Consider the following 24,497-nt stretch of genomic DNA (forward strand, 5'->3'; position numbering starts at 1 on the left):
TCAAGCATCCTATCGAGATCTTGCGCATGAACCCTTCATTTAAAATCGGCGAACTGGCAAAACTCACGGATTGCCCGGTGGAAACCATTCGGTACTACGAGCGCGAGGGCCTGCTCAGTGAGCCTGCACGCAGTGACGGCAACTATCGGCTCTACACCCAGGAGCACGTCGAGCGCCTAACCTTCATCCGCAACTGCCGCAGCCTGGACATGACGCTGGACGAGATCCGCAGCCTGCTGGCGCTGCGCGACAGTCCGCGGGACCAGTGCGAGAACGTCAACGCGCTGATTGACGAACACATCCAGCACGTGAACGCCCGGGTCGCGAGCCTGCAAGCGCTGCAGGAGCAACTGGTCGACCTGCGCCAACGCTGCAGCGAAGGTGCGCCGGATCACTGCGGGATTCTGGATCGGCTTGAAATCAGCGGCAGCGTCGTGGCAGCGGACGTCGAACACTCCCACGTAGGCCGCAGCCACGGGCATTGACTGGTTAGTGGGACCGGCTTTAGCCGGGAAGCGGACATTGGGAGCAACATCACTTTCGCGGTGTGGCATCCGACGCCTTCCCGGCTAAAGCCGGTCCCACAAGTCGGCGTTCCAGCCGGTCCCATTGAATGCACGCGAATGCTTTAGTGGGACCGGCTTTAGCCGGGAAGAGGCCATTGGGGGCAACATCACTTTCGCGGTGTGGCATCCGACGCCTTCCCGGCTAAAGCCGGTCCCACAAGTCGGCGTTTCAGCCGGACCCATTGGACGCACGCGAATGCTTTAGTGGGACCGGCTTTAGCCGGGAAGAGGCCGGTGCACGCACCTTCAAGCGTTGTGGATACGCTCAACCGCAGCCGCGACCCCAATCCCGTACTCAGGATCAGCCATCGAGCAGTGTTCGATGTGCAGCTGAATAATCGGTGCCGACACGCCGCGCAACGAGCGGGCGGTGTTGTCGAACAGCGACTGTTTCTCCCGGTCGTTCATCAGGCGGAACAGGTTGCCTGGCTGCGAGTAGTAGTCGCCATCCACGCGGTGGTTCCAGTGAGCGGCCGCGCCTTCGATCGACAACGGCGGCTCTCTGAAGTCCGGCTGTTCCTGAAACGCGCCTTTGGTGTTCGGCTCATAAGAAGTCATGCCGCCACGATTACCGTCGATGCGCATCAGGCCGTCGCGGTGGTAGCTGTTCACGTGCAGCGCCGCCCGTGGCGAGTTCACCGGGATCTGGTGGTGGTTGACGCTCAAACGGTAGCGCTGGGCATCGCCGTATGAGAACAGACGACCCTGCAGCATTTTGTCCGGCGAGAAGCTGATGCCCGGCACCACGTTGGAAGGCGCAAATGCCGCCTGCTCAACGTCCGCAAAGTTGTTCTCCGGATTACGGTTCAGCTCAACAACGCCCACTTCGATCAGCGGGTAGTCGCCCTTCGGCCAGACCTTGGTCAGGTCGAACGGGTTGATGGGGTACGAGCCCGCCTCCTTCTCCGGCATGATCTGCACGAACAGCTTCCAGCGCGGGAAGTTGCCCTGCTCGATGTTTTCGTACAGGTCACGGTGATGGGACTCACGGTCACGGCCGACCAGGTCCTGCGCTTCGGCGTCGGTCAGGTTGGCGATGCCTTGCTGCGAGACAAAGTGGAATTTCACCCAGAACCGCTCGTGCTGCGCGCTGAGAAAGCTGTAGGTGTGGCTGCCAAACCCGTGCATTTCGCGGTAGCTGCGGGGAATGCCGCGCTCGCTCATCACGACAGTCACCTGGTGCAGCGCTTCCGGCAGTTGAGTCCAGAAGTCCCAGTTGTTTTCGGCACTGCGCATGCCGGTGCGTGGGTCGCGTTTGACGGCGTGGTTCAGGTCAGGAAACTTCATCGGGTCGCGCAGGAAGAACACCGGCGTGTTATTGCCAACCATGTCCCAATTGCCTTCCTCGGTGTAGAACTTGAACGAGAAACCGCGAATGTCGCGCTCGGCATCTGCTGCGCCGCGCTCACCGGCAACGGTGGAGAAGCGGGCGAACATCTCGGTGGTTTTGCCAATTTCAGAAAAGATTTTTGCGCGGGTGTAGCGGGTGATGTCGTGAGTGACGGTGAAGGTGCCAAACGCGCCGGAACCCTTGGCGTGCATGCGACGCTCCGGGATAACTTCACGATCGAAATGGGCGAGCTTCTCGAGGAACCAGACATCCTGCAGCAGCGCGGGGCCGTGGGGGCCGGCGGTCTGGATATTCTGGTTGTCGACTACGGGGGCGCCGAAAGCGGTCGTCAGTTTGTTGCTCATGCGTGCTTCTCCACAAAGGGTACTGGCGGGCAACCCCTGCTGAGGCCGCCCTTTGTCTGTCCGATGGGGAGAACGATAGGGAAATCGACGCGTTTAAGCTCATTGTCACTGCGCACTGGGCGGATAGAGGTTTTCAATCGGTTACCGATTGATCAATAGCCTCCACTCATGAGCGCAGTGGAGGTCACACCGCTACCGGCGCCTTGATGCTCGGATCGGCGTCATAACCCACGATTTCGAAATCTTCGAATCGGTAGTCGTAGATGCTCTCCGGGCGACGCTTGATGTTCAGCTGCGGCAGCTGTCGCGGCGTGCGGGTCAGCTGCGTCGCGATTTGCTCTTCATGATTGGAGTAAGCGTGAGTGTCGCCCAGGCTCACGATGATCTCGTGGGGGATCAGGTCGCATTGCTGAGCCAGCATGTGGGTCAGCAGCGCCAACGCGGCGATATTGTACGGCAGGCCGAGGAAGACGTCCGAACTGCGAATGTACAGCTGCATCGACAGCTTGCCGTCGGCAACGAAGGCCTGATACAGCAGATGGCACACTGCAAGGGCCTGGCGCCCGGCCTTGACGTTCTCCTGCGGCGACAGCTTTTCGTCCGGCAGGTACTCGGTGTTCCAGCCGTGGAACAGGATGCGCCGGCTGTTGGGGTTGTTCTTCAGGCAGTCGACCATGTAATCGATCTGGTTGATCTTGCCGCCATCCTTGGTCGGCCAGCCGGTCCACTGGGCGCCATACACCGGGCCGAGGTCGCCGTCTTCGGTGGCCCACTCATCCCAGATGGTTACGCCGTTTTCGTTGAGCCATTTGGTGTTGGTGTTGCCGCTGAGCATCCAGATCAGCTCGTTGGCGATGCTCTTGAAGTGCAGCTTCTTGGTGGTCAGCAGCGGGAAGCCATCGGCCAGGTTGTGGCGAATCTGCCGACCGAACACGGCAGTGGTGCCAGTCCCGGTGCGGTCGCCCTTGCGGGTTCCGTTGTTGATGACGTCCTGCAGCAGTTCAAGGTATTGCTTCATGACCAGAGGCCCTCTGTTTCGGTGGATCCGCCGCACCCATCAGGCCCGGCGTTCAGCAAATGTGCCCGGCGCGTCACGCCGCAGCGTTGTTGGCAGCGGGCGCGCGATGGTAGGCAAGCCAGATCAGCACCAGGCCGCCAATGATCATCGGCAGGCTGAGGATCTGCCCCATGGTGACCCAGCCCCAGGCCAGATAACCCAGCTGGGCGTCCGGCACGCGGACGAACTCCACCACGAAGCGGAAGATGCCGTAGAACAGCGCGAACATGCCGGAAACGGCCATGGTCGGACGCGGCTTGCGGGAGAACAAATAGAGAATGACGAACAGTGCCACGCCTTCCAGCGCGAACTGGTAGAGCTGTGACGGATGGCGCGGCAGTTGCGCAGGATCGCTGTAGGGCGGGAACACCATGGCCCAGGGCAGATCAGTCGGTTTGCCCCACAGTTCGGCGTTGATGAAGTTACCGATGCGCCCGGCACCCAGACCAATCGGCACCATGGGCGCGATGAAGTCCATGAGCTGGAAGAACGACTTGCCGTTGCGCTTGCCGAACCAGTACGTCGCGATCATCACGCCGATGATGCCGCCGTGGAACGCCATGCCGCCCTTCCACACTTCAAAGATCAGCAGCGGGTTGGCGATGTAGTTGGGCAGATCGTAGAACAGCACGTAGCCGAGACGCCCACCGACGATGACGCCCATGGCGACCCAGAAAATCATGTCCGAGAGCTTTTCTTTGGTCCACGTCGGGTCAAAGCGATTCAGGCGACGGGATGCCAGGTACCAGGCACTGCCGATACCGACCAGATACATCAGGCCGTACCAGTGAATTTGCAGCGGACCGATGGCCACGGCTACCGGGTCAATCTGCGGGTAAGGCAGCATTGCGACTCCTTGAAATAGAAGCGCTCATTGAGCGACGAAGCGGAACTATGCGGCGGCGGCAGCAGGTAGTGCCACCCAATAATGATGAAATCTGGTGCAAGAGCGACCGCGTTGCTAAACCCGCACACCGACGATGTCGCCACGCCTGACGCGGACATCTCTCAAAAACAGTGCGGCATGTTACCGGACCGCGCCGATCCGCTCTAGCCGCGTGCGATGGATGTCGGCGTGCGGGGTGGGTAAAGTGGCGCAAAAAGGAGTCATCCATGTGCCTTATCGTCTTCGCCTGGCGGCCGTCGCACCCTCAGCCGCTGGTTCTGGCGGCCAATCGTGACGAGTTCTACGCGCGCCCTACTCTGCCGCTGGCACAGTGGGAAGACGCGCCACAGATTTACGCCGGGCGCGATCTTGAGGCGGGCGGGACGTGGCTGGGGGTTAATGCTGATGGACGTTTTGCTGCTCTCACCAATATCCGCGAGCCGGGTAAAACGCCTGGCCGCCGCTCACGGGGCGAACTGGTTGCTGGCTTCTTGAGCAAAGAGTCACCCCACGATGTATCGATTGACGACTATTTGCGTGAAATTGCTGCGCGATCGGAGGAGTACGGGGGGTTCAATTTGCTGTTGGGTGATCGTCAGCAGTTGCACTTCCTCAATGCGAACGACCCGACACCCCGCCGCCTGGAAGCAGGCGTTTACGGAGTGTCCAACGCCGGACTCGACACGCCGTGGCCGAAGCTGGTGAAAGCCAAAGCCGCCCTGTCCGAACAACTGCACAATCCTGATCCCGAAGCGCTGTTTGGCTTTCTCATCGATCACGCGCCTGCGCCTGATGCCGAACTGCCGAACACCGGCGTTGGGCTGGCGACGGAGAAATTGCTGTCGAGCGTGTTCATCGCCAGTCCCAATTACGGCACGCGGGCGAGCACGGTGTTGCTGGTTAATGCAGACGGCAGCCGGCGCCTGATCGAGCGCAGCTTTGGGCCGTATGGCGGGAGATTGGGAGAGGTGGACCTGCAGGTTTAGCCTGCATCAGGGTTTTAGTGGGACCGGCTTTAGCCGGGAAAGCGTCTTGTGTCACACCCAACATCTTAGGGTGTTCAAGCCGGCCTCTTCCCGGCTAAAGCCGGTCCCACTAAGAGCAGCGCAGCGCCAGCCGTCAATGCCCTTTCACAGACCCCGGATTGATCATCCGCGACAGGCCCAGATTCCTCAGCGCCAGCTGCAACGAGCTGCTGATCACTTGCGGGTTGTCGTTCTTCATCAGTTGGGCCAACAGGTCCTTGGCCATGCTCAGGTTGATCTGACGCAGCATCCACTTCACTTTCGGCAAGTTGGTCGCGTTCATCGACAGGCTGTCGAAACCCATCGCCATCAGCAGCACCGCCGCCGCAGGATCACCGGCCATTTCGCCGCAGATGCTCACCGGCTTGCCTTCGGCGTGGGCATCGCGCACCACGCTCTGCAAGGCCTGGAGCACGGCCGGGTGCAAGTAGTCGTACAAATCCGCCACGCGCGGGTTGTTACGGTCGACCGCCAGCAGATACTGGGTCAAGTCGTTGGAACCGACAGACAGGAAATCCACCTGACGCGCCAGCTCACGGGTCTGATAGACCGCTGCCGGCACTTCAATCATCACGCCCACCGGCGGCATCGGCACGTCCGTGCCTTCATCGCGCACTTCGCCCCACGCCCGGTGGATCAGGTGCAGCGCCTCTTCGGTTTCGTGGGTGCCGGAGATCATCGGCAGCAGGATCCGCAGGTTGTTCAGGCCTTCGCTGGCCTTGAGCATGGCGCGGGTCTGCACCAGGAAGATTTCCGGGTGATCCAGCGTCACGCGAATGCCGCGCCAGCCGAGGAACGGGTTGTCTTCCTTGATCGGGAAGTACGACAGCGACTTGTCGCCGCCGATGTCCAGCGTTCGCATCGTCACCGGTAACGGGTGAAACGCCGCCAATTGCTCGCGGTAAATGGCGAGCTGTTCCTTTTCGCTCGGGAACCGCTGCTGAATCATGAACGGCACTTCGGTGCGGTACAGGCCAACGCCTTCCGCGCCCCGCTGTTGCGCGCGGGCCACGTCCGCCAGCAGCCCGGTGTTGACCCACAGCGGCATGCGGTGGCCGTCGAGGGTCACGCAGGGCAATTCGCGCAGCGCATCGAGGCCTTGGGAGAGCTGACGCTCCTCCTCGACCACGACGGAATACTGTTTGATCAAAATCTCTGACGGGTTGGTGAAGACCTCGCCGTGGTAGCCGTCGACGATCAGCTGGATACCGTCGACTTTCGAGTACGGCAGGTCCACCACGCCCATGACCGTGGGAATTCCCATGGCGCGGGCCAGAATGGCGACGTGGGAGTTACCCGAGCCGAGTACCGAAATCAGCCCCACCAACTTGCCTTCCGGCACCTCGCCGAGCATGGCAGGCGACAGCTCTTCGCTGACCAGAATGGTGTTGTCGGGATAGACCAGTGTTTGCTGACGCGCTTCCTGAAGGTACGCGAGCAGGCGGCGACCGAGGTCTTTAACGTCCGATGCGCGCTCACGCAGGTAGGCGTCGTCCATCAGCTCGAAGCGTTTAACGTGCTCGTTGACCACCGAGCGCAATGCGCCCTGGGCCCACTGGCCGGTCTTGATGACGTTGGTGACTTCACTGCCCAGCGACGCATCGTCGAGCATCATCAAGTAAACATCGAACAACGCGCGCTCTTCAGGACGCAATTGCGTCGCCAACTTCGCCGAAAGCGTGCGCATGTCGTTGCGCACGCCTTCAAGCGCAGTCTGGAACAGTTTAAGTTCAGCGGTGATATCAGAGACAGTTTTGTCGGGGACGACTTCGAGGTCGGCCGGCGGCAACATGACCAGCGCGGTACCGACGGCTGCACCCGGCGAGCCTGGCACACCGACGAAGCGGGCTTCCTGAATGCCCTTGCCCTGCCGGCCCAGCCCTCGAATGGAGCCAGTAGCCTCTGCGTGAGCGATAACGCCCGCGAGCTGCGCGCTCATCGTCACAAGGAAGGCTTCTTCGCCCTCGTCGAACTGACGGCGCTCCTTTTGCTGGATGACCAATACGCCCACAACCCTGCGGTGGTGGATGATCGGCGCACCGAGGAAGGACGCGTAGCGCTCTTCGCCGGTTTCAGCAAAGTAGCGATAGCGGGGGTGATCAGCGGCGTTTTCGAGGTTAAGCGGTTCTTCACGCGTACCGACCAGACCCACGAGCCCCTCGTTCGGGGCCATGCTGACTTTGCCGATGGAGCGCTTGTTCAGGCCTTCGGTGGCCATCAGCACGAAGCGGTTCGTTTCGGTGTCGAGCAGATAGACCGAGCACACCTGGCTGCTCATGGCCTCTTTTACGCGCAACACAATAATGCCCAACGCCGCCTTGAGATCCTTGGCGGAGTTAACTTCCTGGACGATCTTGCGCAGCGTATTGAGCATGGCTCGGGGTCGAACTCCGTGTCAGTCGCGCGCCAACAGGCGCGGGGCAAGCTCTTTGAGTGCGCGGCGATATACCTCGCGCTTGAATGTCACCACCTGGCCCAACGGGTACCAATAACTGACCCAACGCCAGCCATCGAACTCCGGTTTGCCGGTCAAATCCATCCGCACCCGCTGCTCGTTGGAGATCAGGCGCAGGAGAAACCATTTTTGCTTCTGGCCGATGCACAGCGGCTGGCTGTGGGTACGGACCAATCGTTGCGGCAGACGATAGCGCAACCAACCCCGGGTGCAGGCAAGAATTTCAACATCATGCCGTTCCAGCCCGACTTCTTCATTCAATTCACGGTAAAGCGCGTCTTCCGGCGTCTCCTGAGGGTTGATACCCCCCTGCGGAAACTGCCAGGCATCTTGATTGATGCGCCGAGCCCATAAGACCTGGCCAGCATCATTTGTCAGAATTATCCCGACATTAGGGCGAAAACCATCGGGGTCGATCACGGCTACAACCTCGCAAACGCATGTCGGCGCATTGTTCCACAAAGATCGTGAAGGCAGCAACGAGGCTGGGACAGCTTATCGTGACAACTGCATTAATAGATGCGATCTCTCGGGCAAACCTCGTATTCTTGTGCTCTTTTTTCTGATATTTCAGCGAGTAAAGCCCATGCGCCTGGCCCTGTTCGACCTCGACAACACCCTTCTCGGCGGCGACAGCGACCACGCCTGGGGCGATTACCTGTGCGAGCGCGGCATCCTGGACGGCGCTGCCTACAAGGCACGCAACGATGCTTTCTATCAGGACTATCTGGCCGGCACGCTGAACCTGACCGACTACCTGAATTTCAGCCTGGAGATTCTGGGCCGCACTGACACGGCGCAGCTCGACGAATGGCATCGGGAATTCATGCGCGACTGCATCGAGCCGTTGATCTTGCCGAAGGCCTTGGCCCTCATCGCCAAACACCGCGACGCTGGCGACAAGCTGGTGGTGATCACGGCGACCAACCGTTTCGTCACGGCGCCGATCGTGGCCCGGCTGGGCATCGACACGTTGCTGGCGACCGAGTGCGAAATCGTCGATGGCCGCTACACCGGGCGCACCACTGATGTGCCGTGCTTCCGCGAGGGCAAGGTGACCCGCCTGAATCGCTGGATCGAAGAGAACGGCTTCAACCTGGACGACAGCTGGTTCTACAGCGATTCGATGAACGATTTACCGCTGCTGGAGCAGGTGGCTAATCCGGTCGCGGTCGATCCTGATGAAAAGCTGCGCGCCGAGGCCACCCGTCGCGGCTGGCCGGTGATTTCACTGCGCGACTGAAAACCCTTCGCGGGTAAGCTCATTTCTACAAGTCACCGCAGCCTCTGTAGGAGCGCGCTTGCCCGCGAAAAAATGGATCAGGCAAGCCCAATCCATGGTCTGCCTCTGGTGTCACTGGGAAATGAGGTTCAAACCGGTTTGGCACCCATCAGACCGGCAATCGCCACGAAGCAGACGACGCTGAAGATAGCCAGCGCCAGGGTGAAGCGGGAGTTGCCGACGATGAGCGGCCGGCGCAGACGGTTGACCCGCACCGCCAGCCAGGCCCAGCTAAAGGCGCCGAAGAGATACAGCACACTCGCCGCCAGCAGCCAGGTCTGTCCCAGTGGCCAGCCGGCGTAGTGGACCAGCCACCAACCGCTGATCGGCAGGGTCAGCAGGCACACGCCCATCAGCACCCAGGCGAATGCCCACGGCCGCTGCATCGCGCGATTTTGCACCGTCGTATCGCCCGCCCGACGGCCGCGCACGATCCACACGATCAGCCCCAGCGCGCAGATGAAGAGCAGCACCGTGCTGACGACGTGCAGAATTTTCAGTGCAGCGAAGTGTTCCATTGTGTTCGTGTCCCTGTGGCTGGCGGTGTTTGAAGATTAGCAGCCGGCTGCGTGTTGCCGCCGCTGTTGATCCTGTAGGCGCGTGGCTTGCCCCGCGATCTGTCGCGAAGCGGCAGCCCATGGGCGACCTTGCTGTTTCAGTTCGGAGACCGCATGCACCGGGTTGCTGCAGGTTCCCGGCAGATCGCGGGGCAAGCCGCGCTCCTACAGGTCCGGGCATGAACCGCTGAAGTCAGCAGTGTCAGTCTTCGGAGCTCACCCCAAAAAAAGCTTGTACGCCGGGTTCTTGGTTTCATCCCAATACGGGTACCCAATCTCTGCCAACGCCTGCGGCACCAGATGCCGTTCATCCTCCGGCACCACCAGGCCTGCCACCACACGCCCGTCTGCCGCGCCATGGTTGCGGTAGTGGAACATCGAAATATTCCATTTCCCGCCCAGCTTGTTGAGGAAGTTGAACAGCGCACCCGGACGCTCCGGAAACTCAAACCGCAGCACCACCTCATCGCTGACCCGCTCAGAATGCCCACCGACCATGTGCCGCAGGTGCAGCTTGGCCAGCTCGTTGTCGGTCAGGTCGAGCACCGGAAAACCCTGCTCCGTCAGGCTCTCGATCAGGGCTTTGCGCGGGTCTGTGTCGGGGTGGGTCTGCACGCCGACGAAGATGTGTGCCTCGCGGTCGGTGTGGTAGCGGTAATTGAATTCGGTGATCTGCCGTTTGCCGATGGCCTCGCAGAAGGCTTTGAAGCTGCCCGGCTGTTCCGGAATGGTCACGGCAATGATCGCCTCGCGGCCTTCGCCCAGCTCAGCGCGTTCGGCGACGTGGCGCAGGCGGTCGAAATTGACGTTGGCGCCAGAATCGATGGCGACAAACGTCTGCCCGGTGACTTCGTACTGTTCGGTGTACTTCTTGATCCCGGCCACGCCCAGGGCGCCGGATGGCTCGGTGATCGAGCGGGTGTCGTCGTAGATGTCCTTGATTGCCGCGCAGATTTCATCGGTGCTGACGGTGATCACCTCGTCGACGTAATCCTTGCAGATCTCGAAGGTGTACTGCCCGATCTGCGCCACCGCCACGCCATCGGCGAACAGCCCTACTTGCTGCAACACCACGCGCTCGCCGTAAGCCATGGCCTGTTGCAGGCAGTTGGAATCGTCCGGCTCGACGCCGATGACCTTGATATCCGGGCGCAGGTATTTCACGTACGCCGCAATGCCGGCGATCAGCCCGCCGCCACCGACTGGGACAAATATCGCGTCCAGCGGGCCCTGATGCTGACGCAGGATTTCCATCGCCACCGTGCCTTGCCCGGCAATGGTGTCAGGGTCGTCGTAAGGGTGGACGTAGACGTAGCCGTGTTCCTCAACCAGCTTCAGCGAATACGCCAGCGCTTCGGGAAAAGAGTCGCCATGCAGTACGACTTTTCCGCCCCGGGAGCGCACGCCTTCGACCTTGATCTCGGGGGTGGTCTTCGGCATCACGATGGTCGCCGACACGCCCAGCGTCTTCGCCGCCAGCGCCAGGCCTTGGGCATGATTGCCCGCCGAGGCTGTCACCACGCCCCGCGCCAGTTCTTCCGGGCTTAGCTGCGCCAGCTTGTTGTACGCGCCGCGGATCTTGAAGGAGAACACCGGCTGCAAGTCTTCGCGCTTGAGCAGCACGTTGTTGCCCAGGCGCTCGGACAGTCGCCGAGCAGCGTGCAGCGGGGTTTCCACGGCGACGTCATAAACGCGGGAGGTGAGGATCTTTTTGACGTAGTGCTCGAGCATCGGGGAAGAATCGCTGGCGAAGGGGCAAGACCCGGAAGTCTACCCCTCGCCCCGGCGCACGACCACATCAAGACTCAGGCTTTGACGACGGCATGTCGCTATACTGCCGGCCCTCGGACCTATCGCTATTCCCTGTCAGAGCGCGCTAGCCCGCGATGGTATTACCGCTGTCACCGATTCGTCGCTGACACACCGCCTTCGCGGGCAAGCGCGCTCCTACAGGTCGTCATTCTTAACCGGAGCCCACCTCGCATGACCCAGGATCAACTCAAACAGGCCGTTGCCCAGGCCGCTGTCGATTTCATCCTTCCGAAACTCGACGACAAAAGCGTCGTGGGCGTGGGCACCGGCTCTACCGCCAATTGCTTCATCGACGCCCTGGCCCTGCACAAAGGCGCGTTCGACGGCGCAGTCGCAAGCTCCGACGCAACGGCTGCGCGCCTCAAGGGCCACGGCATTCCGGTGTATGAGCTGAACACGGTCAGCGATCTGGAGTTTTACGTCGACGGCGCCGATGAAAGCGACGAGCACCTGAACCTGATCAAAGGCGGCGGCGCAGCCCTGACCCGCGAGAAAATCGTCGCCGCCGTGGCCAAAACCTTCATCTGCATCGCTGACGCCAGCAAGCTGGTGCCGGTGCTGGGCGCGTTTCCCCTGCCGGTCGAAGTGATCCCGATGGCCCGCAGCCACGTGGCCCGCGAGCTGGTGAAGCTGGGCGGCGACCCGGTCTACCGCGAGGGCGTGCTGACGGACAACGGCAACATCATCCTCGATGTGCACAACATGAACATCACCAACCCGGTGGAAGTGGAAGCGCAGATCAATAACATCGTCGGCGTCGTCACCAACGGCCTGTTCGCCGCGCGCCCGGCGGATCTGCTGCTGCTGGGTACACAAGAAGGCGTGAAGACCCTCAAGCGTTGATTGTTGCGGGGCAAGGCAAATCCTTGTGGAGATGCCTGGCCCTTAGCGCTTCTTGAACGCATAAAACAGGTTCGGCTCGCTCACGACGTACAACGTGCCGTCGTCCCCCATGGCGATGCCCTCAGCCTGGGGCGCACTTTTGCTCAAGCCCATGCTGCCCTTGGTCAGTGACACGTTGGCGACTGGCTTGCCTTCAGTGTCCAGCTCGAGAATCTGCCGTGACTCATCCGACAGCGCCAGCAAATGCCCGCTTCGTTCATCGAATTGCAGGCTGGAAAGGTCGCGCACGAACAGGCCCGCATCCCGCTGCTTGCTGGATGTCACTTCAAGGATGTTTGGAGAATGGGTTCCCGCGTCAGGAAAGCCGCGCACTTCGATGATCTGCACCGGTCGCCGCTCTTTGGCGACGAACAGGCGGCGGCTCTGATTATCGTAGGCCAGGCCTTCGAAGCCATTGTTGCCGCCGGCATCGATGCCCAGGGTCAGCTGCTCGGCATCGGCGGCGTCGAGGAATGTCGTGTCGTCATCCACATGAACCTTGATCAGCCGCTGACTGTGCTCGTCGCTGATGACGTAAATCCCGGAACTGATGTACTCGACCGCTTCGGCATCCCCGAACCCGGCCAGGGGAATTCGTCTGAGAATCCGCCCTTCGAGGCTGAGTTCGACCAGCTCGGGGTCTTTGTTGGTGACGGTGAAGAGGGTTTTGCGCTGCGGATCGAAGCTGAGCGCCGAGACGTTGTCTTCCAGGCCGTCGATCGCCCGCGCCTCAATCTCGACCTCATAGGCGTCAAGGCCCAGTGCCTGGGCGTCGCTGGACTGCCAGAACACGTACCAGTTAAACCAGAGCCGCTCGATGACCCGGTATTCGCGCGCCACGAAAAAGGACGCGGTCAGTATCAACAGGACAACTAACGTGAGCACGACGCTCTGGAATGGGGTGACACGACGCATGCAGGGGGCTCGACTTCAGTGGGGCGGCTTTAATAGCACCGTATTCTGAAGCCAAACTGAAAGCGATGTGACATCTCGTTCGGGCCTTGCGGGGCCTGGACGAGCCCCGGCAGACGATCGAGGCGAAGCCAGCCGAGGTTTACTGCCGCTTGAAGGCGTAAAACAGGTTGGGCTCGCTGACCATGTAAATGGTACCGTTCTCGTCCATCGCCACCCCTTCGGCGCGCGGAATGGTCTGGCTCAGGCCGTTGAAACCGCGCAGCAGCGTCATGAAGCTGACTTGATTACCCTTGCCGTCCAGCTCCAGCAGCATGTGCGACTCGGCGGACAGCACCAGCAGATGCCCGGTCTTCTGGTCCGCATACAGGGACGACAGATTGCGCACGATCAGGTTGTCGTTGATCAGCTTGCGCTTCTCGCCCCTCACCTCGCTGCTGCCATCGGCCTTCCAGCTGTACAACGCCGGCGGACGCTCTTCGCCAAACAGGAACTGCTGATCCCGAGGGTCCCAGGCGATGCCTTCGAAGGCTTTGTTCTGATCCTTCGAGGGGCCCAGGTCGTACTTGGGGAAGTCGGCGATGTTGAGGGTTTTGGTTTCAGGGGTGACGTGGACGATGGTCATCAGGTGCTGACGCTCATCGACGATGGCAATCAGACCGTTACCCAGAACGGCTACGCCCTCGGGGTTGCCCCAGCCCTGGAGCGGGATCTTGCGAATGACGTCGCCGGTCAGCGTGATCTCGGAAAGGAAGGGGTTCTTGCCCATTACCGAATACAGAGTTTTGCTTGCCGGGTCGTAGGACAGGTCCGAGGCCTCGTCCTTTTCCATGCCGGCCAGCGGCTTGGCGTCGATATCGACCTTGTAATCCGGCAGCCAGATGCCCGCCGCGCGCTCGGCCGGCGTGACGTTGCGTTCGCGCAGCCATAACAGGCCGCGATCGTCCCAGTGCCAGGCCAGCGACAGACCGGCGAGGATCACCAACGCCGCGATGAGCAGCCACCACCAACGGAAACGCAGACGGCTTTTACGGTGTGTTAGCGGTGGGGCGTTATCGACCATCAAGGCAATCCTGTAAGGCAACTATCGGCACAGCGGCAAGGCGCTGCGGTCGGCGGGGGATTATCCGGATCCCATGTGAAAAAAACGGCAAGCCGCACGAACCGGTCAGACTCTTCGCTCAAGAAAAAGGCCACCTTCTTAGGGGCGGCCTTAATCTTGGTCCCGGCTCAGATCAGCGCACGTCGCTTTCGAAACGGCTCTGGCCAGTCAGCTCCAGCACGATCTCATCGCCGACGATGAACGGACCTACGCCTGCGGGCGTGCCGGTCATGATCAGGTCACCGGCCTGCAGCGAGAACTGCGACGCCATGTGCTGGATCATCGGCACGATCGGGTTGAGCATGTGGCTGCTGTTGCCGTCCTGGCGGACTTCGCCGTTGATGGTCAGGCGGATGGCGATGTCGGTCAGATCGGGGTAAGCGTCAGCCGATACGAACGGCGCGATCACCGCTGCGCCGTCGAACGACTTGGCGATCTCCCATGGCAGGCCTTTCTCCTTCAGCTTCGACTGCACGTCGCGCAGCGTCAGGTCCAGGCCCGGGGCGAATCCGGAGATCGCATCGAGGACTTCTTCACGACTGGGCTTCTTGCTCAGCGGCTTGCCGATCAGCACGACGATCTCGGCTTCGTAGTGCACCGAACCCCGGTCCTGAGGAATGCTGAAACCACCCTCGATCCCGACCACGCAGCTGCCCGGCTTGATGAACAGGAGCGGTTCAGTGGGGACCGGGTTGTCCAGCTCCTTGGCGTGCTCGGCATAATTGCGGCCGATGCAGACAACTTTACCGAGCGGAAAGTGAACCTTGGTGCCGTCCACGTACTTGTGCTGATAGCTCATGAGCGCTCCTGAAAAGCTTGTTGTAATGGGGGAACCGCTTACACCGCGAAAATTTTGCCGGGGTTCATGATGCCGTTCGGGTCGAACACTGCTTTAACGGCTTTCATGTATTCGATTTCCACCGGCGACCGGCTGTAGTGCAGGTAGTCACGCTTGGTCATACCGACGCCGTGTTCTGCGGAAATCGATCCGTTGTACTTTTGCACGATCTCGAACACCCACTTGTTCACCGTTGCGCACTTGGCAAAGAACTCGTCCTTGCTCAGGTTTTCCGGCTTGAGGATGTTCAGGTGCAGGTTGCCGTCGCCAATGTGACCGAACCAGACGATTTCGAAATCCGGGTAATGCTGGCCAACGATCGCGTCGACCTCAGCGAGAAACGCCGGGACCTTCGAAACGGTGACCGAGATGTCGTTTTTGTACGGCGTGAAGTGCGAGATGGTTTCAGAAATGTATTCGCGCAGTTTCCACAGATTCTGCAGTTGCTGTTCGCTCTGACTCATCACGCCATCCAGCACCCAGCCCTGCTCGACACAGTGCTCGAAAGTTTCCAGCGCGTGGTTGGCCACTTCTTCGGTGGTCGCTTCGAATTCCAGCAGAGCGTAAAACGGGCATTCGGTCTCGAACGGGGACGGCACGTCACCGCGCGCCATGACCTTGGCCAGCGCCTTGTCCGAGAAGAACTCGAATGCGGTCAGGTCCAGCTTGCTCTGGAAAGCGTGCAGCACCGGCATGATGGCGTTGAAATCGGTGGTCCCGAGAACCATCGCGGTGAGGTTTTTCGGCGCGCGGTCCAGTCGCATGGTCGCCTCGACCACGAACCCCAGCGTGCCTTCGGCGCCAATGAACAGCTGACGCATGTCGTAGCCGGTGGCGTTTTTGATGAGGTCTTTGTTCAGTTCGAGCAGGTCGCCCTTGCCGGTGACCACCTTGAGTCCCGCGACCCAGTTGCGGGTCATGCCGTAGCGGATCACTTTGATCCCGCCGGCGTTGGTGCCGATGTTGCCGCCGATATTGCTCGAGCCTGACGACGCGAAGTCCACCGGATAATACAAGCCGTTTTCTTCGGCGAGATTCTGCAGCTGTTTGGTGACAACACCCGGCTGGCAGATGGCAGTGCGATCCGTCAGGTTGAGTTCGAGCACCTGGTTCATGTAATCGAAGGAGACGACCACCTCACCGTTGGCGGCAACGGCCGCGGCAGACAACCCGGTGCGGCCGCCCGACGGGACCAGCGCAACCTGGCGCTCATTGGCCCAGCGCACGATTGCCTGAACCTGTTCGGTGGTCTTGGGAAAGACGATGGCGGTGGGCGCCGGGGCGAAATGTTTGGTCCAGTCCTTGCCGTAGGTTTCGAGGGAATCGGCGTCGGTCAGGACCTTGCCAGGGTCAACCAGGGTCTTCAGCTCATCTATCAGCGCAGGATGGGTCATCAACAGAACTCTCGAACAATTCATGGTCATCCTGAGAACGGCTCACGTCCAGGAATGGGGTGTTTCGCGGGGTGCATATGCTAGCATACGCCCCCCGCCAATCGAGCTTTCGGCCGATTTGCGCGCGCTTCACTTACTGCCATTTCTCTCCGGGACACAGGTTTACGCAGATGAGCAAGACTTCCCTCGACAAGAGCAAGATCAAGTTCCTTCTTCTCGAAGGCGTCCACCAGTCCGCGGTCGACGTCCTCAAGGCCGCCGGTTACACCAGCATTGAGTACCACACCAAGTCTTTGCCGGAAGCCGAACTGAAGGAAAAGATTGCCGACGCTCATTTCATCGGTATTCGTTCCCGCACCCAACTGACTGAAGAACTGTTCGACAGCGCCAAGAAACTGGTCGCGGTCGGCTGTTTCTGCATCGGTACCAATCAGGTTGACCTGAACGCAGCCCGCGAGCGCGGCATCGCTGTGTTCAACGCCCCTTACTCCAACACCCGTTCGGTGGCGGAGCTGGTGCTGGCCGAGGCCATCCTGCTGCTGCGCGGTATCCCGGAGAAGAACGCTTCCTGCCATCGCGGTGGCTGGATCAAGAGCGCGGCCAACTCGTTCGAGATTCGTGGCAAGAAGCTCGGCATCATCGGCTACGGCTCGATCGGCACTCAGTTGTCGGTCCTGGCTGAAGGCCTGGGCATGCAGGTGTACTTCTACGACACCCTGACCAAGCTGCCGCTGGGCAACGCCACTCAGGTGTCCAGCCTCAACGAGCTGCTGGGCATGTCCGACATCGTTACCCTGCACGTTCCGGAAACCAACGAAACCCAGTGGATGATCGGCGAGAAAGAAATTCGCACGATGAAGAAGGGCGCCATCCTGATCAACGCGGCGCGCGGCACGGTGGTCGAACTCGACGCACTGGCTGATGCGATCAAGGATCAGCACCTGATCGGCGCGGCCATCGACGTGTTCCCGGTTGAGCCACGCTCCAACGACGACGTGTTCGAAAGCCCGCTGCGCGGCCTGGACAACGTGATCCTGACCCCGCACATCGGCGGCTCGACCGCTGAAGCCCAGGCCAACATCGGTCTGGAAGTGGCAGAGAAACTGGTCAAGTACAGCGACAACGGTACGTCGGTTTCTTCCGTCAACTTCCCGGAAGTGGCCCTGCCGGCTCACCCTGGCAAGCACCGCCTGCTGCACATCCACGAGAACATCCCGGGCGTGCTGATGGAGATCAACAAGGTCTTCGCTGAAAACGGCATCAACATCTCCGGTCAGTTCCTGCAGACCAACGAGAAAGTCGGCTACGTGGTCATCGACGTCGACGCCGAGTACTCCGATCTGGCGCAAGAGAAACTGCAGCACATCAAAGGCACCATTCGTAGCCGCGTTCTGTTCTAGGACGGTAGTTCGGGGTGATAAAAAGGAGACCTTCGGGTCTCCTTTTTTTGTCCGCTGCGCGCTCGCACCTTCCTTCGCGGTGAGTCATTCAACATGGATGGCACAGACAGATCGCATTCGCGGGCAAGCGCGCTCCTGCACTGGGATTGCGCCGACACGGCTATATGCGGCCAACCCCAATCCGTAGGGGCCGGCTTGCTGGCGAAGCGGTGTTTTCATGCACCATTGATGCATCTGGTCTGACGCCTTCGCCAGCAAGCCGGCTCCTGCGAATCTCACGCCAGCCATTGGACGACGGACTCCCACACCATCCATGGCATCTGCGGATGCGCGATACGCCTTATTTCACCGTGATGGTGATTTTCTGCGACTCGACCGGCGGGTTCAGCGGGACGTGGTTCTTGTCGCCGACCAGCAGCTGCAGGGTGTGCTGACCCGGCGTCAGATTCAGCTCGGTTTCGGTCTGGCCTTTGCCGAAGTGGCGGATGTTGTCGGTGTTCGGCAGCGGCGCGTTCATGTCGGGCTGATCCTTGACGTCGATCAGCAGGTGGTGATGACCGGTGTCCGGGACGTCAACGCCGGCCGGGGCGACGCCCATGCCCTTGAGGCCGAACTGCACCTTGAATGCGCCGTTGACGGTCGCGCCATCCTTCGGCGAGATGATGTAAACCTCGGCGCCTGCAGGCGATGCCGTGCGTGGCATGTCGGCGGCTTGGGCCAGCAAGCTCGCCCCCAGCAGCAGTCCGGTCAGGGCAGTTCTCGCAAATAACGTCTTCATGATCTCTCCGTTTTTATCGATGCGCGATTGGCGGGCTCGGGGATTGAAGCCTGTTCATCCCGACAGACAACCGCTCAGGAACGACCTTTACCTTAGCTGCGGTTGGCCGCGAAGTATTTCGCTGAGTGGTTTGATGTAGAAGATTTCATGTTGGACCGATGCAGACGGACAGGAAGCCAGTTACAACTCGAATGGTTCATTCCCACGCCGCCTGAACCATCCGGTCAGCGACAGTCGCTCGCGGGTCGAGGGCATGACTTCGTGGGGCATGTCGCCCGAGAGGAACACCACCAGGCAACCGCCCGTCGGCTGCACGTCATACTCGACGCCGTCCTTGAGGTACATCCGCAACTGGCCGCCATGCTCCGGCAACCAGCCGTCATTGAGGTAGACGACCGCCGAGACCATGCGTTTGTCATCATCGCGAAAGCGATCCACATGCTTGCGATAGAAGGCCCCCGGCGGATAGAGCGCGAAGTGGCTCTCGTAATCCTCAAGGCCCAGAAACAGGCCCCGGTTCAGCGCCTGACGCAGGCTCTCCATCAGGTCCAGATAGCGATCGCACGGCTCGGCCTGCCCCGCTTCCAGCCACTGAATGTGATCGCCGCGAATCCCCTCGCGAACCTCTTGCGCCGGACCGCGCCCCACCGCAGCAGGCGCCAGCTCACCCTGAACGGCACGCGTGCGGCACTCAAGGGCCAGCTCGCGGGTCAGGGTGTCGGGCAGGAAGATGTTCTGCTGCGACCAGCCACGCTCGGCCAGATCGTCGACGATTCGCAACAGCAGGGGGTGATCAGGGGATATGCGCATGGCGCGCATAGTATCCATACGCCGATTAATCCGACAGGGCCTGCAGTCCGGCGAATGAGGAATATTTTTGCGGGTTTGAATACGCCTGGCGGTTTTGCCCGATCACTGATCGAACCCACGGTTTTTAGCGGGGTCTGGCAAGTGTTAACTCGACAAATCCCCGCTGCCCCACCGAGAATGGCGGCCTGCCGACAGGAGTCTCTAATGCGCCGTCTGTTTTTCCTGCTGTTGATGTTCTGCACTGTGCCCGCTTGGGCAGACGGCCACGATCAGCTGTACAAGCTCGCCGGCTGGCCGGAACAACGCGCTCATTTTGTCGATGCCTTGAAAGCCGCTCAGCAGCGTTACCGCAACAGCCTTCCGCCCGCCGTATTCGACGCTCTGGTGAGCAACAGCAATCAGCGTTTCGCTCCGCAGGCGATGGACCAGCGCGGGGAGCAAATGCTGCGCCAGACGCTGCAGGACCCGAATCCTGCGCTGCAGTTTTTCCAGTCGCCGCTGGGCAGCAAGATCGTCAATGCCGAACTCACTGCGACGCGCCCGGACCAACTGGCTAAAAACGCTCAAGGCCTGCCGCACATCCAGGCGGACGACAACCGTCTGCTGATCATCGGCCATCTGGCCAACGCCCTCCCCGCCAAGGAAGCCGGCGCCGAGGTCAGCATGGCCATTGCTGGGGTCGCCGCCGACAGCCTGAGTTCAATGATTCCAGGCCTGATGGGCGGCGGAACGACCCAGGCGATGCTCGACAGTCAGCGTCAGCGGCTCATGGGGCAGATCGGCAAGGACGTGAACAACACGCTGCTTTATGTGTACCGCGACCTGTCGGACGGCGAGCTGGACGAATTCGCCACCTTCGCCGAGTCCAACGAAGGCAAGGCCTATTACAAGGCAGCGCTGGCAGCTGTTCGCGCGGGATTGGCGGTTGGGCAGACTGTCAAATGACGTCAGTGGGACCGGCTTCAGCCGGGAAGGGGACTGTTTGAACACCCTCCATCTTTCGGTCTGACGACTCAAGCCTTCCCGGCTAAAGCCAGTCCCACATTCGTTATGTCAGTACGCAAGCCTGCCCTGCCCTTCGAGCCCTACCGCATACGCTGCGTCAGAAACTCAAAAAACCGCGCGCGTAACTCGGGTGACTCGTTGACCAGATGGTGCCGCGCTTCGTGCAGCATGAAGATCTGCGGCTCATCGAACTTGTCCTTGAGCACCGGCAGATTATGTTTCCAGTCCACGGTCATGTCCGACTCACCCTGCACGATCAGCGGGCTGCGGCGGCTGCGCGGTGCGCGCTCTATGCGCTCGATCCACTTGGCCAGCGCGCCCACCCAGACTGTCGGCAAGCGCCGCGGCTGCAACGGATCCGCCAGCAGGAAAGGCAGAAAGGTCGAGGCGTTTGAGTTTTCGCTGAATCGCCTGTCAATGGCTTTGACGAAGCCGCGCAGCAGGTAATAGCTGAGTTTCGACAGGGCCCAGCCACGCGGCCGCACCAGTGGCGCCAGCAGGATGGTCTGACCCTGCGCCGGGCTGGCGTCGCCGCGGTGAAGCAAGTGGTCAATGACAATCGCGCCGCCGGTGCTTTGCCCGCACAGGTGCCACGGCTGCGGCAGGTTGAGGCTTTCGGCTTCGACAAAAAGTCGATCCAGCACGGCCTGATACTCCGCGAAGTCGGTAATGCTTGCCCGCGCTCCACTGGACAATCCATGGCCCGGCAAGTCGCAGGCAATCACCGCCAGCCCAAGCCCCAGCGCCCAGTCGATGACGTGACGGTACAGCCCGACGTGATCGTAAAAGCCGTGCATCAGCACCAGCGTGCCGACCGGCTGTTCGGGCATCCACAGCTGCGTGACGATGTCGTAACCGCCCACTTCAAAGCGCCCGATCCGGCTGCTGATCAAGCCATTCGGGCCAAGCGCGTTCAAACCATAGAAACGCTGATAAGCCTGCGCCTCTTCAGATGGCGCTTGCGACACGCTTAGCGGCAACAGCTCAGCACGCAGGTGATCGGGATCGAACGTGTCAGACATCGGAATTCCAGATGAGGGTGTGTAGGAAGCGGCCGCACGGAAGTGTCATCTGTCCGCTGCGGCGTGGCAAGTTACGCTGCCTAAATCCGTGGGCGGTCCGTCTACCCAGTCGCGAGACAAATCTGTAGCCTGCAAAACCTTCACGATTCTCATTTGAGCCCCCGGATGAAACGCAGTCTTTACGTCGTCGCCGCATTGTTGATGCTCATCGGGGGCGCGGGCGCCTGGTACATCCACGGCAAGCAGCCGGTCCGCGATGGCGAGATGAGCCTGACGGGGCTGCAGGCCCCGGTTACCGTGCGTTACGACGAGCGCGGCGTGCCGCATATCCGTGCCGATAACCAGGACGATCTGTACCGCGCTCTGGGCTATGTCCACGCTCAGGACCGCCTGTTCCAGATGGAAATCCTGCGCAGGCTGGCGCGCGGCGAGCTGGCTGAAGTCCTTGGCCCCAAGCTGGTCAACACCGACAAGCTGTTCCGCAGCCTGCGCATACGCGAGCACGCCGATGCCTACGTCGCGCGCCAGGACAAAAACACGCCGGCGTGGAAGGCGCTTCAAGCGTATCTGGACGGCATCAATCAATATCAGGCGACCCATCCCAAACCGATCGAGTTCGACGTTCTGGGCATTCGCGAGCGGCCGTTCACGGCGCAAGACACCCTCAGCGTCGGCGGATATCTGGCGTACAGCTTCGCGGCGGCGTTTCGCACTGAGCCGCTGATGACCTATGTGCGGGATCAACTGGGCCCGGAATACCTGAAAATCTTCGATCTGGACTGGCAGCCAAAAGGCGCGCTCGGGCAATCTTCCGGGGGCAGTCAAACGTCTGCGCTGACGAGCAACGACTGGAAAGGCCTCAATGACCTGGCGCTGCTCAGCCAGCAGGCGCTTGAGAAAGCCGGCCTGCCGCAGTTCGAGGGCAGCAATGCCTGGGCGGTGTCCGGCAGCCGCACCCAGAGTGGCAAACCGCTGCTGGCGGGTGATCCGCACATTCGTTTCTCGGTGCCGGCGGTCTGGTACGAAGCCCAGCTGACCGCGCCGGGTTTTGAGCTGTACGGGCATTTTCAGGCCCTCAACCCCTTCGCGTTGCTCGGCCATAATCTCGACTTTGGCTGGAGCCTGACCATGTTCCAGAACGATGATCTGGACCTGATCGCTGAAAAGACCAACCCCGATAATCCCAATCAAGTCTGGTACCACGGCGCCTGGGTGGACATGACGTCCCGCACCGAGCAAATCGAGGTCAAGGGTGAATCCCCCGTCATGCTCACCCTGCGGCAGTCACCCCATGGCCCGATCGTCAACGACGCGCTGGGTGGTAATGGGGCGCAACAGCCGAGCGATACGCCAATTGCGATGTGGTGGTCGTTCCTTGAGTCGGACAACCCGATCCTGCAGGGCTTTTACGAAGCCAACCGCGCTGACACGCTGGAGAAGATGCGTAGCGCCGCCGAGAAGATTCAGTCGCCGGGCCTGAACGTTGTCTACGCCAACGCCAGGGGCGATATCGGCTGGTGGGCTGCCGCGCAACTGCCGAAGCGGCCTGCGGGGGTCAATCCGACGTTCATTCTCGATGGCAGCTCTGAGCAGGCTGACAAGAACGGCTTCTACCCCTTCACTGCTAACCCGCAGGAAGAAAACCCGGCGCGGGGTTATATCGTCTCGGCGAACTTCCAGCCGGTGTCGCCTACGGGGATGGAGATTCCGGGCTATTACAACCTCGCCGAGCGCGGTCGCCAGTTAAATCGCCAGTTGAGCGACGACAAGGTGAAATGGAATCTGGAGAACAGCAAGGCGCTGCAGCTTGGCACTCGGACGGATTACGCCGCGCAGATTCTCACGCAGCTGATTCCGGTGCTGCGCCGCGTGGTGAATGAGCCGGAGGAGCACGATCTGCTTGAGCGCCTGGCAGCCTGGAACGGTGACTACTCCGTGGATTCGGTGGGGGCGACGCTGTTCAATCAGTTCCTGTTCGACCTGACCGATCAGGTTTTCCATGACGAGCTGAGCAACGGGCTGTTCACCACGCTGCTGTCGACCCGCCTCATTGACATGGCCCTGCCGCGACTGGCGGCAGACGCCGATTCGCCGTGGTGGAACAATCGTAATTCTCGAGAGCCCGAAAGCCGCGACAACACGGTGAAGGTCGCCTGGCATGCAGCGGTCTCGCACCTCACATCGCTGTACGGGCAGACCCCCGATGAATGGACGTGGGGCAAGGCGCACACGCTGACCCATGAACATCCGTTGGGCAAACAGCCGCCGCTGGACATGCTGTTCAATGTCGGGCCATTCGCGGCGCCCGGTACCCATGAGGTGCCGAACAACCTGTCAGCGAGCATGGGTCCCGCGCCGTGGCCGGTGACTTACGGGCCATCGACGCGCCGCCTCCTTGATTTCGCCGACCCGGCCCATGCGCTGGGGATCAACCCGGTGGGCCAGAGCGGCGTGCTGTTCGACAAGCACTACGCCGATCAGGCGCAGCGTTACGTCAACGGCGAGTACGTGCCGGAGCGGTTCACTGAAGGGGATGTGGTGGGGAACAGCAAGGAAGTGTTGAGGCTGGTGCCGGGGCGTTAACCCCGTCAGAGCTTTGGGACTTGGCTGAAGTCCCCACATGTGGGACCTGCCGGAACGCCAACTTGTAGGACCGGCTTTAGCCGGGAAAGCGCCGGACGTCACACCGCAGAATTTACTGTGCACATGCGGGCCTCTTCCCGGCTGAAGCCGGTCCCACTAACAGCATCGCGTGCATTCAGTGGGACTGGCTGGAGTCCCAGCTTGTGGAACCTGCCGGAACGCCAACTTGTGGGACCGGCTTTAGCCGGGAAGGCGTCAGGCGTCACACCTCAGAATTTACAGCGCACACACCGGCCTCTTCCCGGCTGAAGCCGGTCCCACTAACAGCATCGCGTGCATTCAGTGGGGCTGGCTGGAGTCCCAGCTTGTGGGACCTGCCGGAACGCCAACTTGTGGGACCGGCTTTAGCCGGGAAGGCGTCGGACGTTACACCGCA

21 protein-coding genes are annotated in these 24,497 nt (G+C 61.0%); 7 read left to right on the top strand and 14 right to left on the bottom strand.

What is annotated here, in order from left to right:
- Window positions 1-26: 26 nt before the first annotated feature.
- Window positions 27-485: a Cd(II)/Pb(II)-responsive transcriptional regulator gene (gene cadR / locus L4G42_RS19080; RefSeq protein ID WP_122533975.1), complete on the top strand. Its 459-nt coding sequence runs from the start codon at window positions 27-29 to the stop codon at window positions 483-485.
- Between the two features lie 327 nt (window positions 486-812).
- Here cadR and L4G42_RS19085 read toward each other — a convergent pair whose 3' ends face one another.
- The 3 genes from L4G42_RS19085 to lgt form a co-directional block, all read right to left on the bottom strand.
- Complete coding sequence (locus L4G42_RS19085; protein ID WP_237253273.1) at window positions 813-2,261, bottom strand: catalase; 1,449 nt, start codon at window positions 2,259-2,261, stop codon at window positions 813-815.
- A gap of 184 nt (window positions 2,262-2,445) precedes the next feature.
- Window positions 2,446-3,279 carry a thymidylate synthase gene (locus L4G42_RS19090; protein WP_074889717.1) on the bottom strand — a complete coding sequence of 278 codons (834 nt, stop codon included), beginning with the start codon at window positions 3,277-3,279 and terminating at the stop codon, window positions 2,446-2,448.
- A gap of 73 nt (window positions 3,280-3,352) precedes the next feature.
- Entirely contained in the window at window positions 3,353-4,165 is an 813-nt protein-coding gene (gene lgt, locus L4G42_RS19095; protein ID WP_237261030.1) for a prolipoprotein diacylglyceryl transferase, read from the bottom strand.
- A 266-nt stretch (window positions 4,166-4,431) separates the two neighbouring features.
- Here lgt and L4G42_RS19100 point away from each other — a divergent pair, with 266 nt between their 5' ends.
- Window positions 4,432-5,190 carry an NRDE family protein gene (locus L4G42_RS19100; protein ID WP_237253275.1) on the top strand — a complete coding sequence of 253 codons (759 nt, stop codon included), beginning with the start codon at window positions 4,432-4,434 and terminating at the stop codon, window positions 5,188-5,190.
- A gap of 133 nt (window positions 5,191-5,323) precedes the next feature.
- On the opposite strand, the gene ptsP is transcribed toward L4G42_RS19100, so the two are convergent.
- Together ptsP and L4G42_RS19110 are read right to left on the bottom strand one after the other, a co-directional pair.
- Window positions 5,324-7,603 (bottom strand): phosphoenolpyruvate--protein phosphotransferase, encoded by a 2,280-nt coding sequence (gene ptsP / locus L4G42_RS19105; RefSeq protein ID WP_237253276.1) that lies wholly within the window; start codon window positions 7,601-7,603, stop codon window positions 5,324-5,326.
- A gap of 21 nt (window positions 7,604-7,624) precedes the next feature.
- Entirely contained in the window at window positions 7,625-8,104 is a 480-nt protein-coding gene (locus tag L4G42_RS19110) for an RNA pyrophosphohydrolase (protein WP_062379340.1), read from the bottom strand.
- A gap of 166 nt (window positions 8,105-8,270) precedes the next feature.
- Here L4G42_RS19110 and L4G42_RS19115 point away from each other — a divergent pair, with 166 nt between their 5' ends.
- Window positions 8,271-8,927 (top strand): histidinol-phosphatase, encoded by a 657-nt coding sequence (locus L4G42_RS19115; RefSeq protein WP_237259201.1) that lies wholly within the window; start codon window positions 8,271-8,273, stop codon window positions 8,925-8,927.
- A gap of 128 nt (window positions 8,928-9,055) precedes the next feature.
- On the opposite strand, the gene L4G42_RS19120 is transcribed toward L4G42_RS19115, so the two are convergent.
- Entirely contained in the window at window positions 9,056-9,484 is a 429-nt protein-coding gene (locus L4G42_RS19120; protein ID WP_237253278.1) for a DUF2269 family protein, read from the bottom strand.
- 255 nt (window positions 9,485-9,739) lie between these two features.
- Entirely contained in the window at window positions 9,740-11,254 is a 1,515-nt protein-coding gene (gene ilvA, locus L4G42_RS19125; protein WP_237253279.1) for a threonine ammonia-lyase, biosynthetic, read from the bottom strand.
- 252 nt (window positions 11,255-11,506) lie between these two features.
- On the opposite strand from ilvA, the gene rpiA reads away from it, so the two are divergent.
- Window positions 11,507-12,178, top strand: coding sequence for a ribose-5-phosphate isomerase RpiA (gene rpiA / locus L4G42_RS19130; protein WP_237253280.1), 672 nt, complete (start codon window positions 11,507-11,509; stop codon window positions 12,176-12,178).
- Window positions 12,179-12,220: 42 nt separating this feature from the next.
- On the opposite strand, the gene L4G42_RS19135 is transcribed toward rpiA, so the two are convergent.
- The 4 genes from L4G42_RS19135 to L4G42_RS19150 all read right to left on the bottom strand — a co-directional run bounded on the left by L4G42_RS19135 (window position 12,221) and on the right by L4G42_RS19150 (window position 16,463).
- On the bottom strand, window positions 12,221-13,132 hold the full coding sequence (locus L4G42_RS19135; protein WP_237261032.1) for an SdiA-regulated domain-containing protein: 912 nt from the start codon (window positions 13,130-13,132) through the stop codon (window positions 12,221-12,223).
- 139 nt (window positions 13,133-13,271) lie between these two features.
- Entirely contained in the window at window positions 13,272-14,192 is a 921-nt protein-coding gene (locus L4G42_RS19140; RefSeq protein WP_237259203.1) for an SdiA-regulated domain-containing protein, read from the bottom strand.
- A gap of 172 nt (window positions 14,193-14,364) precedes the next feature.
- Entirely contained in the window at window positions 14,365-15,030 is a 666-nt protein-coding gene (locus L4G42_RS19145; protein WP_237253283.1) for a fumarylacetoacetate hydrolase family protein, read from the bottom strand.
- A gap of 38 nt (window positions 15,031-15,068) precedes the next feature.
- Entirely contained in the window at window positions 15,069-16,463 is a 1,395-nt protein-coding gene (locus L4G42_RS19150; RefSeq protein ID WP_237253345.1) for an FAD-binding oxidoreductase, read from the bottom strand.
- A 170-nt stretch (window positions 16,464-16,633) separates the two neighbouring features.
- Between L4G42_RS19150 and serA the strand changes: the two genes are divergently transcribed.
- A complete protein-coding gene (gene serA, locus L4G42_RS19155) occupies window positions 16,634-17,863 on the top strand; it encodes a phosphoglycerate dehydrogenase (RefSeq protein ID WP_237253284.1) in 1,230 nt (409 codons plus the stop codon).
- Between the two features lie 340 nt (window positions 17,864-18,203).
- Here serA and L4G42_RS19160 read toward each other — a convergent pair whose 3' ends face one another.
- Entirely contained in the window at window positions 18,204-18,641 is a 438-nt protein-coding gene (locus L4G42_RS19160; protein ID WP_237253285.1) for a DUF4399 domain-containing protein, read from the bottom strand.
- A gap of 180 nt (window positions 18,642-18,821) precedes the next feature.
- On the bottom strand, window positions 18,822-19,460 hold the full coding sequence (locus L4G42_RS19165) for a 2OG-Fe(II) oxygenase (protein WP_237253346.1): 639 nt from the start codon (window positions 19,458-19,460) through the stop codon (window positions 18,822-18,824).
- A 195-nt stretch (window positions 19,461-19,655) separates the two neighbouring features.
- On the opposite strand from L4G42_RS19165, the gene L4G42_RS19170 reads away from it, so the two are divergent.
- A complete protein-coding gene (locus tag L4G42_RS19170; RefSeq protein ID WP_237253286.1) occupies window positions 19,656-20,396 on the top strand; it encodes a DUF2059 domain-containing protein in 741 nt (246 codons plus the stop codon).
- Between the two features lie 140 nt (window positions 20,397-20,536).
- Here the strand turns inward: L4G42_RS19170 and bipL are convergent, their stop codons facing one another.
- A complete protein-coding gene (gene bipL / locus L4G42_RS19175; protein WP_237253287.1) occupies window positions 20,537-21,478 on the bottom strand; it encodes a phospholipase BipL in 942 nt (313 codons plus the stop codon).
- A 165-nt stretch (window positions 21,479-21,643) separates the two neighbouring features.
- Here bipL and L4G42_RS19180 point away from each other — a divergent pair, with 165 nt between their 5' ends.
- Window positions 21,644-24,061 carry a penicillin acylase family protein gene (locus tag L4G42_RS19180; RefSeq protein ID WP_237253288.1) on the top strand — a complete coding sequence of 806 codons (2,418 nt, stop codon included), beginning with the start codon at window positions 21,644-21,646 and terminating at the stop codon, window positions 24,059-24,061.
- Window positions 24,062-24,497 lie beyond the last annotated feature (436 nt).

Source organism: Pseudomonas petrae (assembly GCF_021728295.1).
Taxonomy (GTDB): domain Bacteria; phylum Pseudomonadota; class Gammaproteobacteria; order Pseudomonadales; family Pseudomonadaceae; genus Aquipseudomonas; species Aquipseudomonas petrae.

Excerpts from the sequence above, each read along its gene's own strand:
- L4G42_RS19145 (WP_237253283.1), bottom strand. The coding sequence starts at position 15,030 with ATGAGCTATCAGCACAAGTACGTGGACGGCACCAAGGTTCACTTTCCG.
- lgt (WP_237261030.1), bottom strand. The coding sequence starts at position 4,165 with ATGCTGCCTTACCCGCAGATTGACCCGGTAGCCGTGGCCATCGGTCCG.
- rpiA (WP_237253280.1), top strand. The coding sequence starts at position 11,507 with ATGACCCAGGATCAACTCAAACAGGCCGTTGCCCAGGCCGCTGTCGAT.
- L4G42_RS19165 (WP_237253346.1), bottom strand. The coding sequence starts at position 19,460 with ATGCGCGCCATGCGCATATCCCCTGATCACCCCCTGCTGTTGCGAATC.
- L4G42_RS19090 (WP_074889717.1), bottom strand. The coding sequence starts at position 3,279 with ATGAAGCAATACCTTGAACTGCTGCAGGACGTCATCAACAACGGAACC.
- bipL (WP_237253287.1), bottom strand. The coding sequence starts at position 21,478 with ATGTCTGACACGTTCGATCCCGATCACCTGCGTGCTGAGCTGTTGCCG.
- serA (WP_237253284.1), top strand. The coding sequence starts at position 16,634 with ATGAGCAAGACTTCCCTCGACAAGAGCAAGATCAAGTTCCTTCTTCTC.
- L4G42_RS19100 (WP_237253275.1), top strand. The coding sequence starts at position 4,432 with ATGTGCCTTATCGTCTTCGCCTGGCGGCCGTCGCACCCTCAGCCGCTG.
- L4G42_RS19170 (WP_237253286.1), top strand. The coding sequence starts at position 19,656 with ATGCGCCGTCTGTTTTTCCTGCTGTTGATGTTCTGCACTGTGCCCGCT.
- L4G42_RS19120 (WP_237253278.1), bottom strand. The coding sequence starts at position 9,484 with ATGGAACACTTCGCTGCACTGAAAATTCTGCACGTCGTCAGCACGGTG.
- ptsP (WP_237253276.1), bottom strand. The coding sequence starts at position 7,603 with ATGCTCAATACGCTGCGCAAGATCGTCCAGGAAGTTAACTCCGCCAAG.
- L4G42_RS19085 (WP_237253273.1), bottom strand. The coding sequence starts at position 2,261 with ATGAGCAACAAACTGACGACCGCTTTCGGCGCCCCCGTAGTCGACAAC.
- L4G42_RS19140 (WP_237259203.1), bottom strand. The coding sequence starts at position 14,192 with ATGGTCGATAACGCCCCACCGCTAACACACCGTAAAAGCCGTCTGCGT.
- L4G42_RS19135 (WP_237261032.1), bottom strand. The coding sequence starts at position 13,132 with ATGCGTCGTGTCACCCCATTCCAGAGCGTCGTGCTCACGTTAGTTGTC.
- L4G42_RS19160 (WP_237253285.1), bottom strand. The coding sequence starts at position 18,641 with ATGAAGACGTTATTTGCGAGAACTGCCCTGACCGGACTGCTGCTGGGG.
- L4G42_RS19115 (WP_237259201.1), top strand. The coding sequence starts at position 8,271 with ATGCGCCTGGCCCTGTTCGACCTCGACAACACCCTTCTCGGCGGCGAC.
- ilvA (WP_237253279.1), bottom strand. The coding sequence starts at position 11,254 with ATGCTCGAGCACTACGTCAAAAAGATCCTCACCTCCCGCGTTTATGAC.
- L4G42_RS19150 (WP_237253345.1), bottom strand. The coding sequence starts at position 16,463 with ATGACCCATCCTGCGCTGATAGATGAGCTGAAGACCCTGGTTGACCCT.
- cadR (WP_122533975.1), top strand. The coding sequence starts at position 27 with ATGAACCCTTCATTTAAAATCGGCGAACTGGCAAAACTCACGGATTGC.
- L4G42_RS19180 (WP_237253288.1), top strand. The coding sequence starts at position 21,644 with ATGAAACGCAGTCTTTACGTCGTCGCCGCATTGTTGATGCTCATCGGG.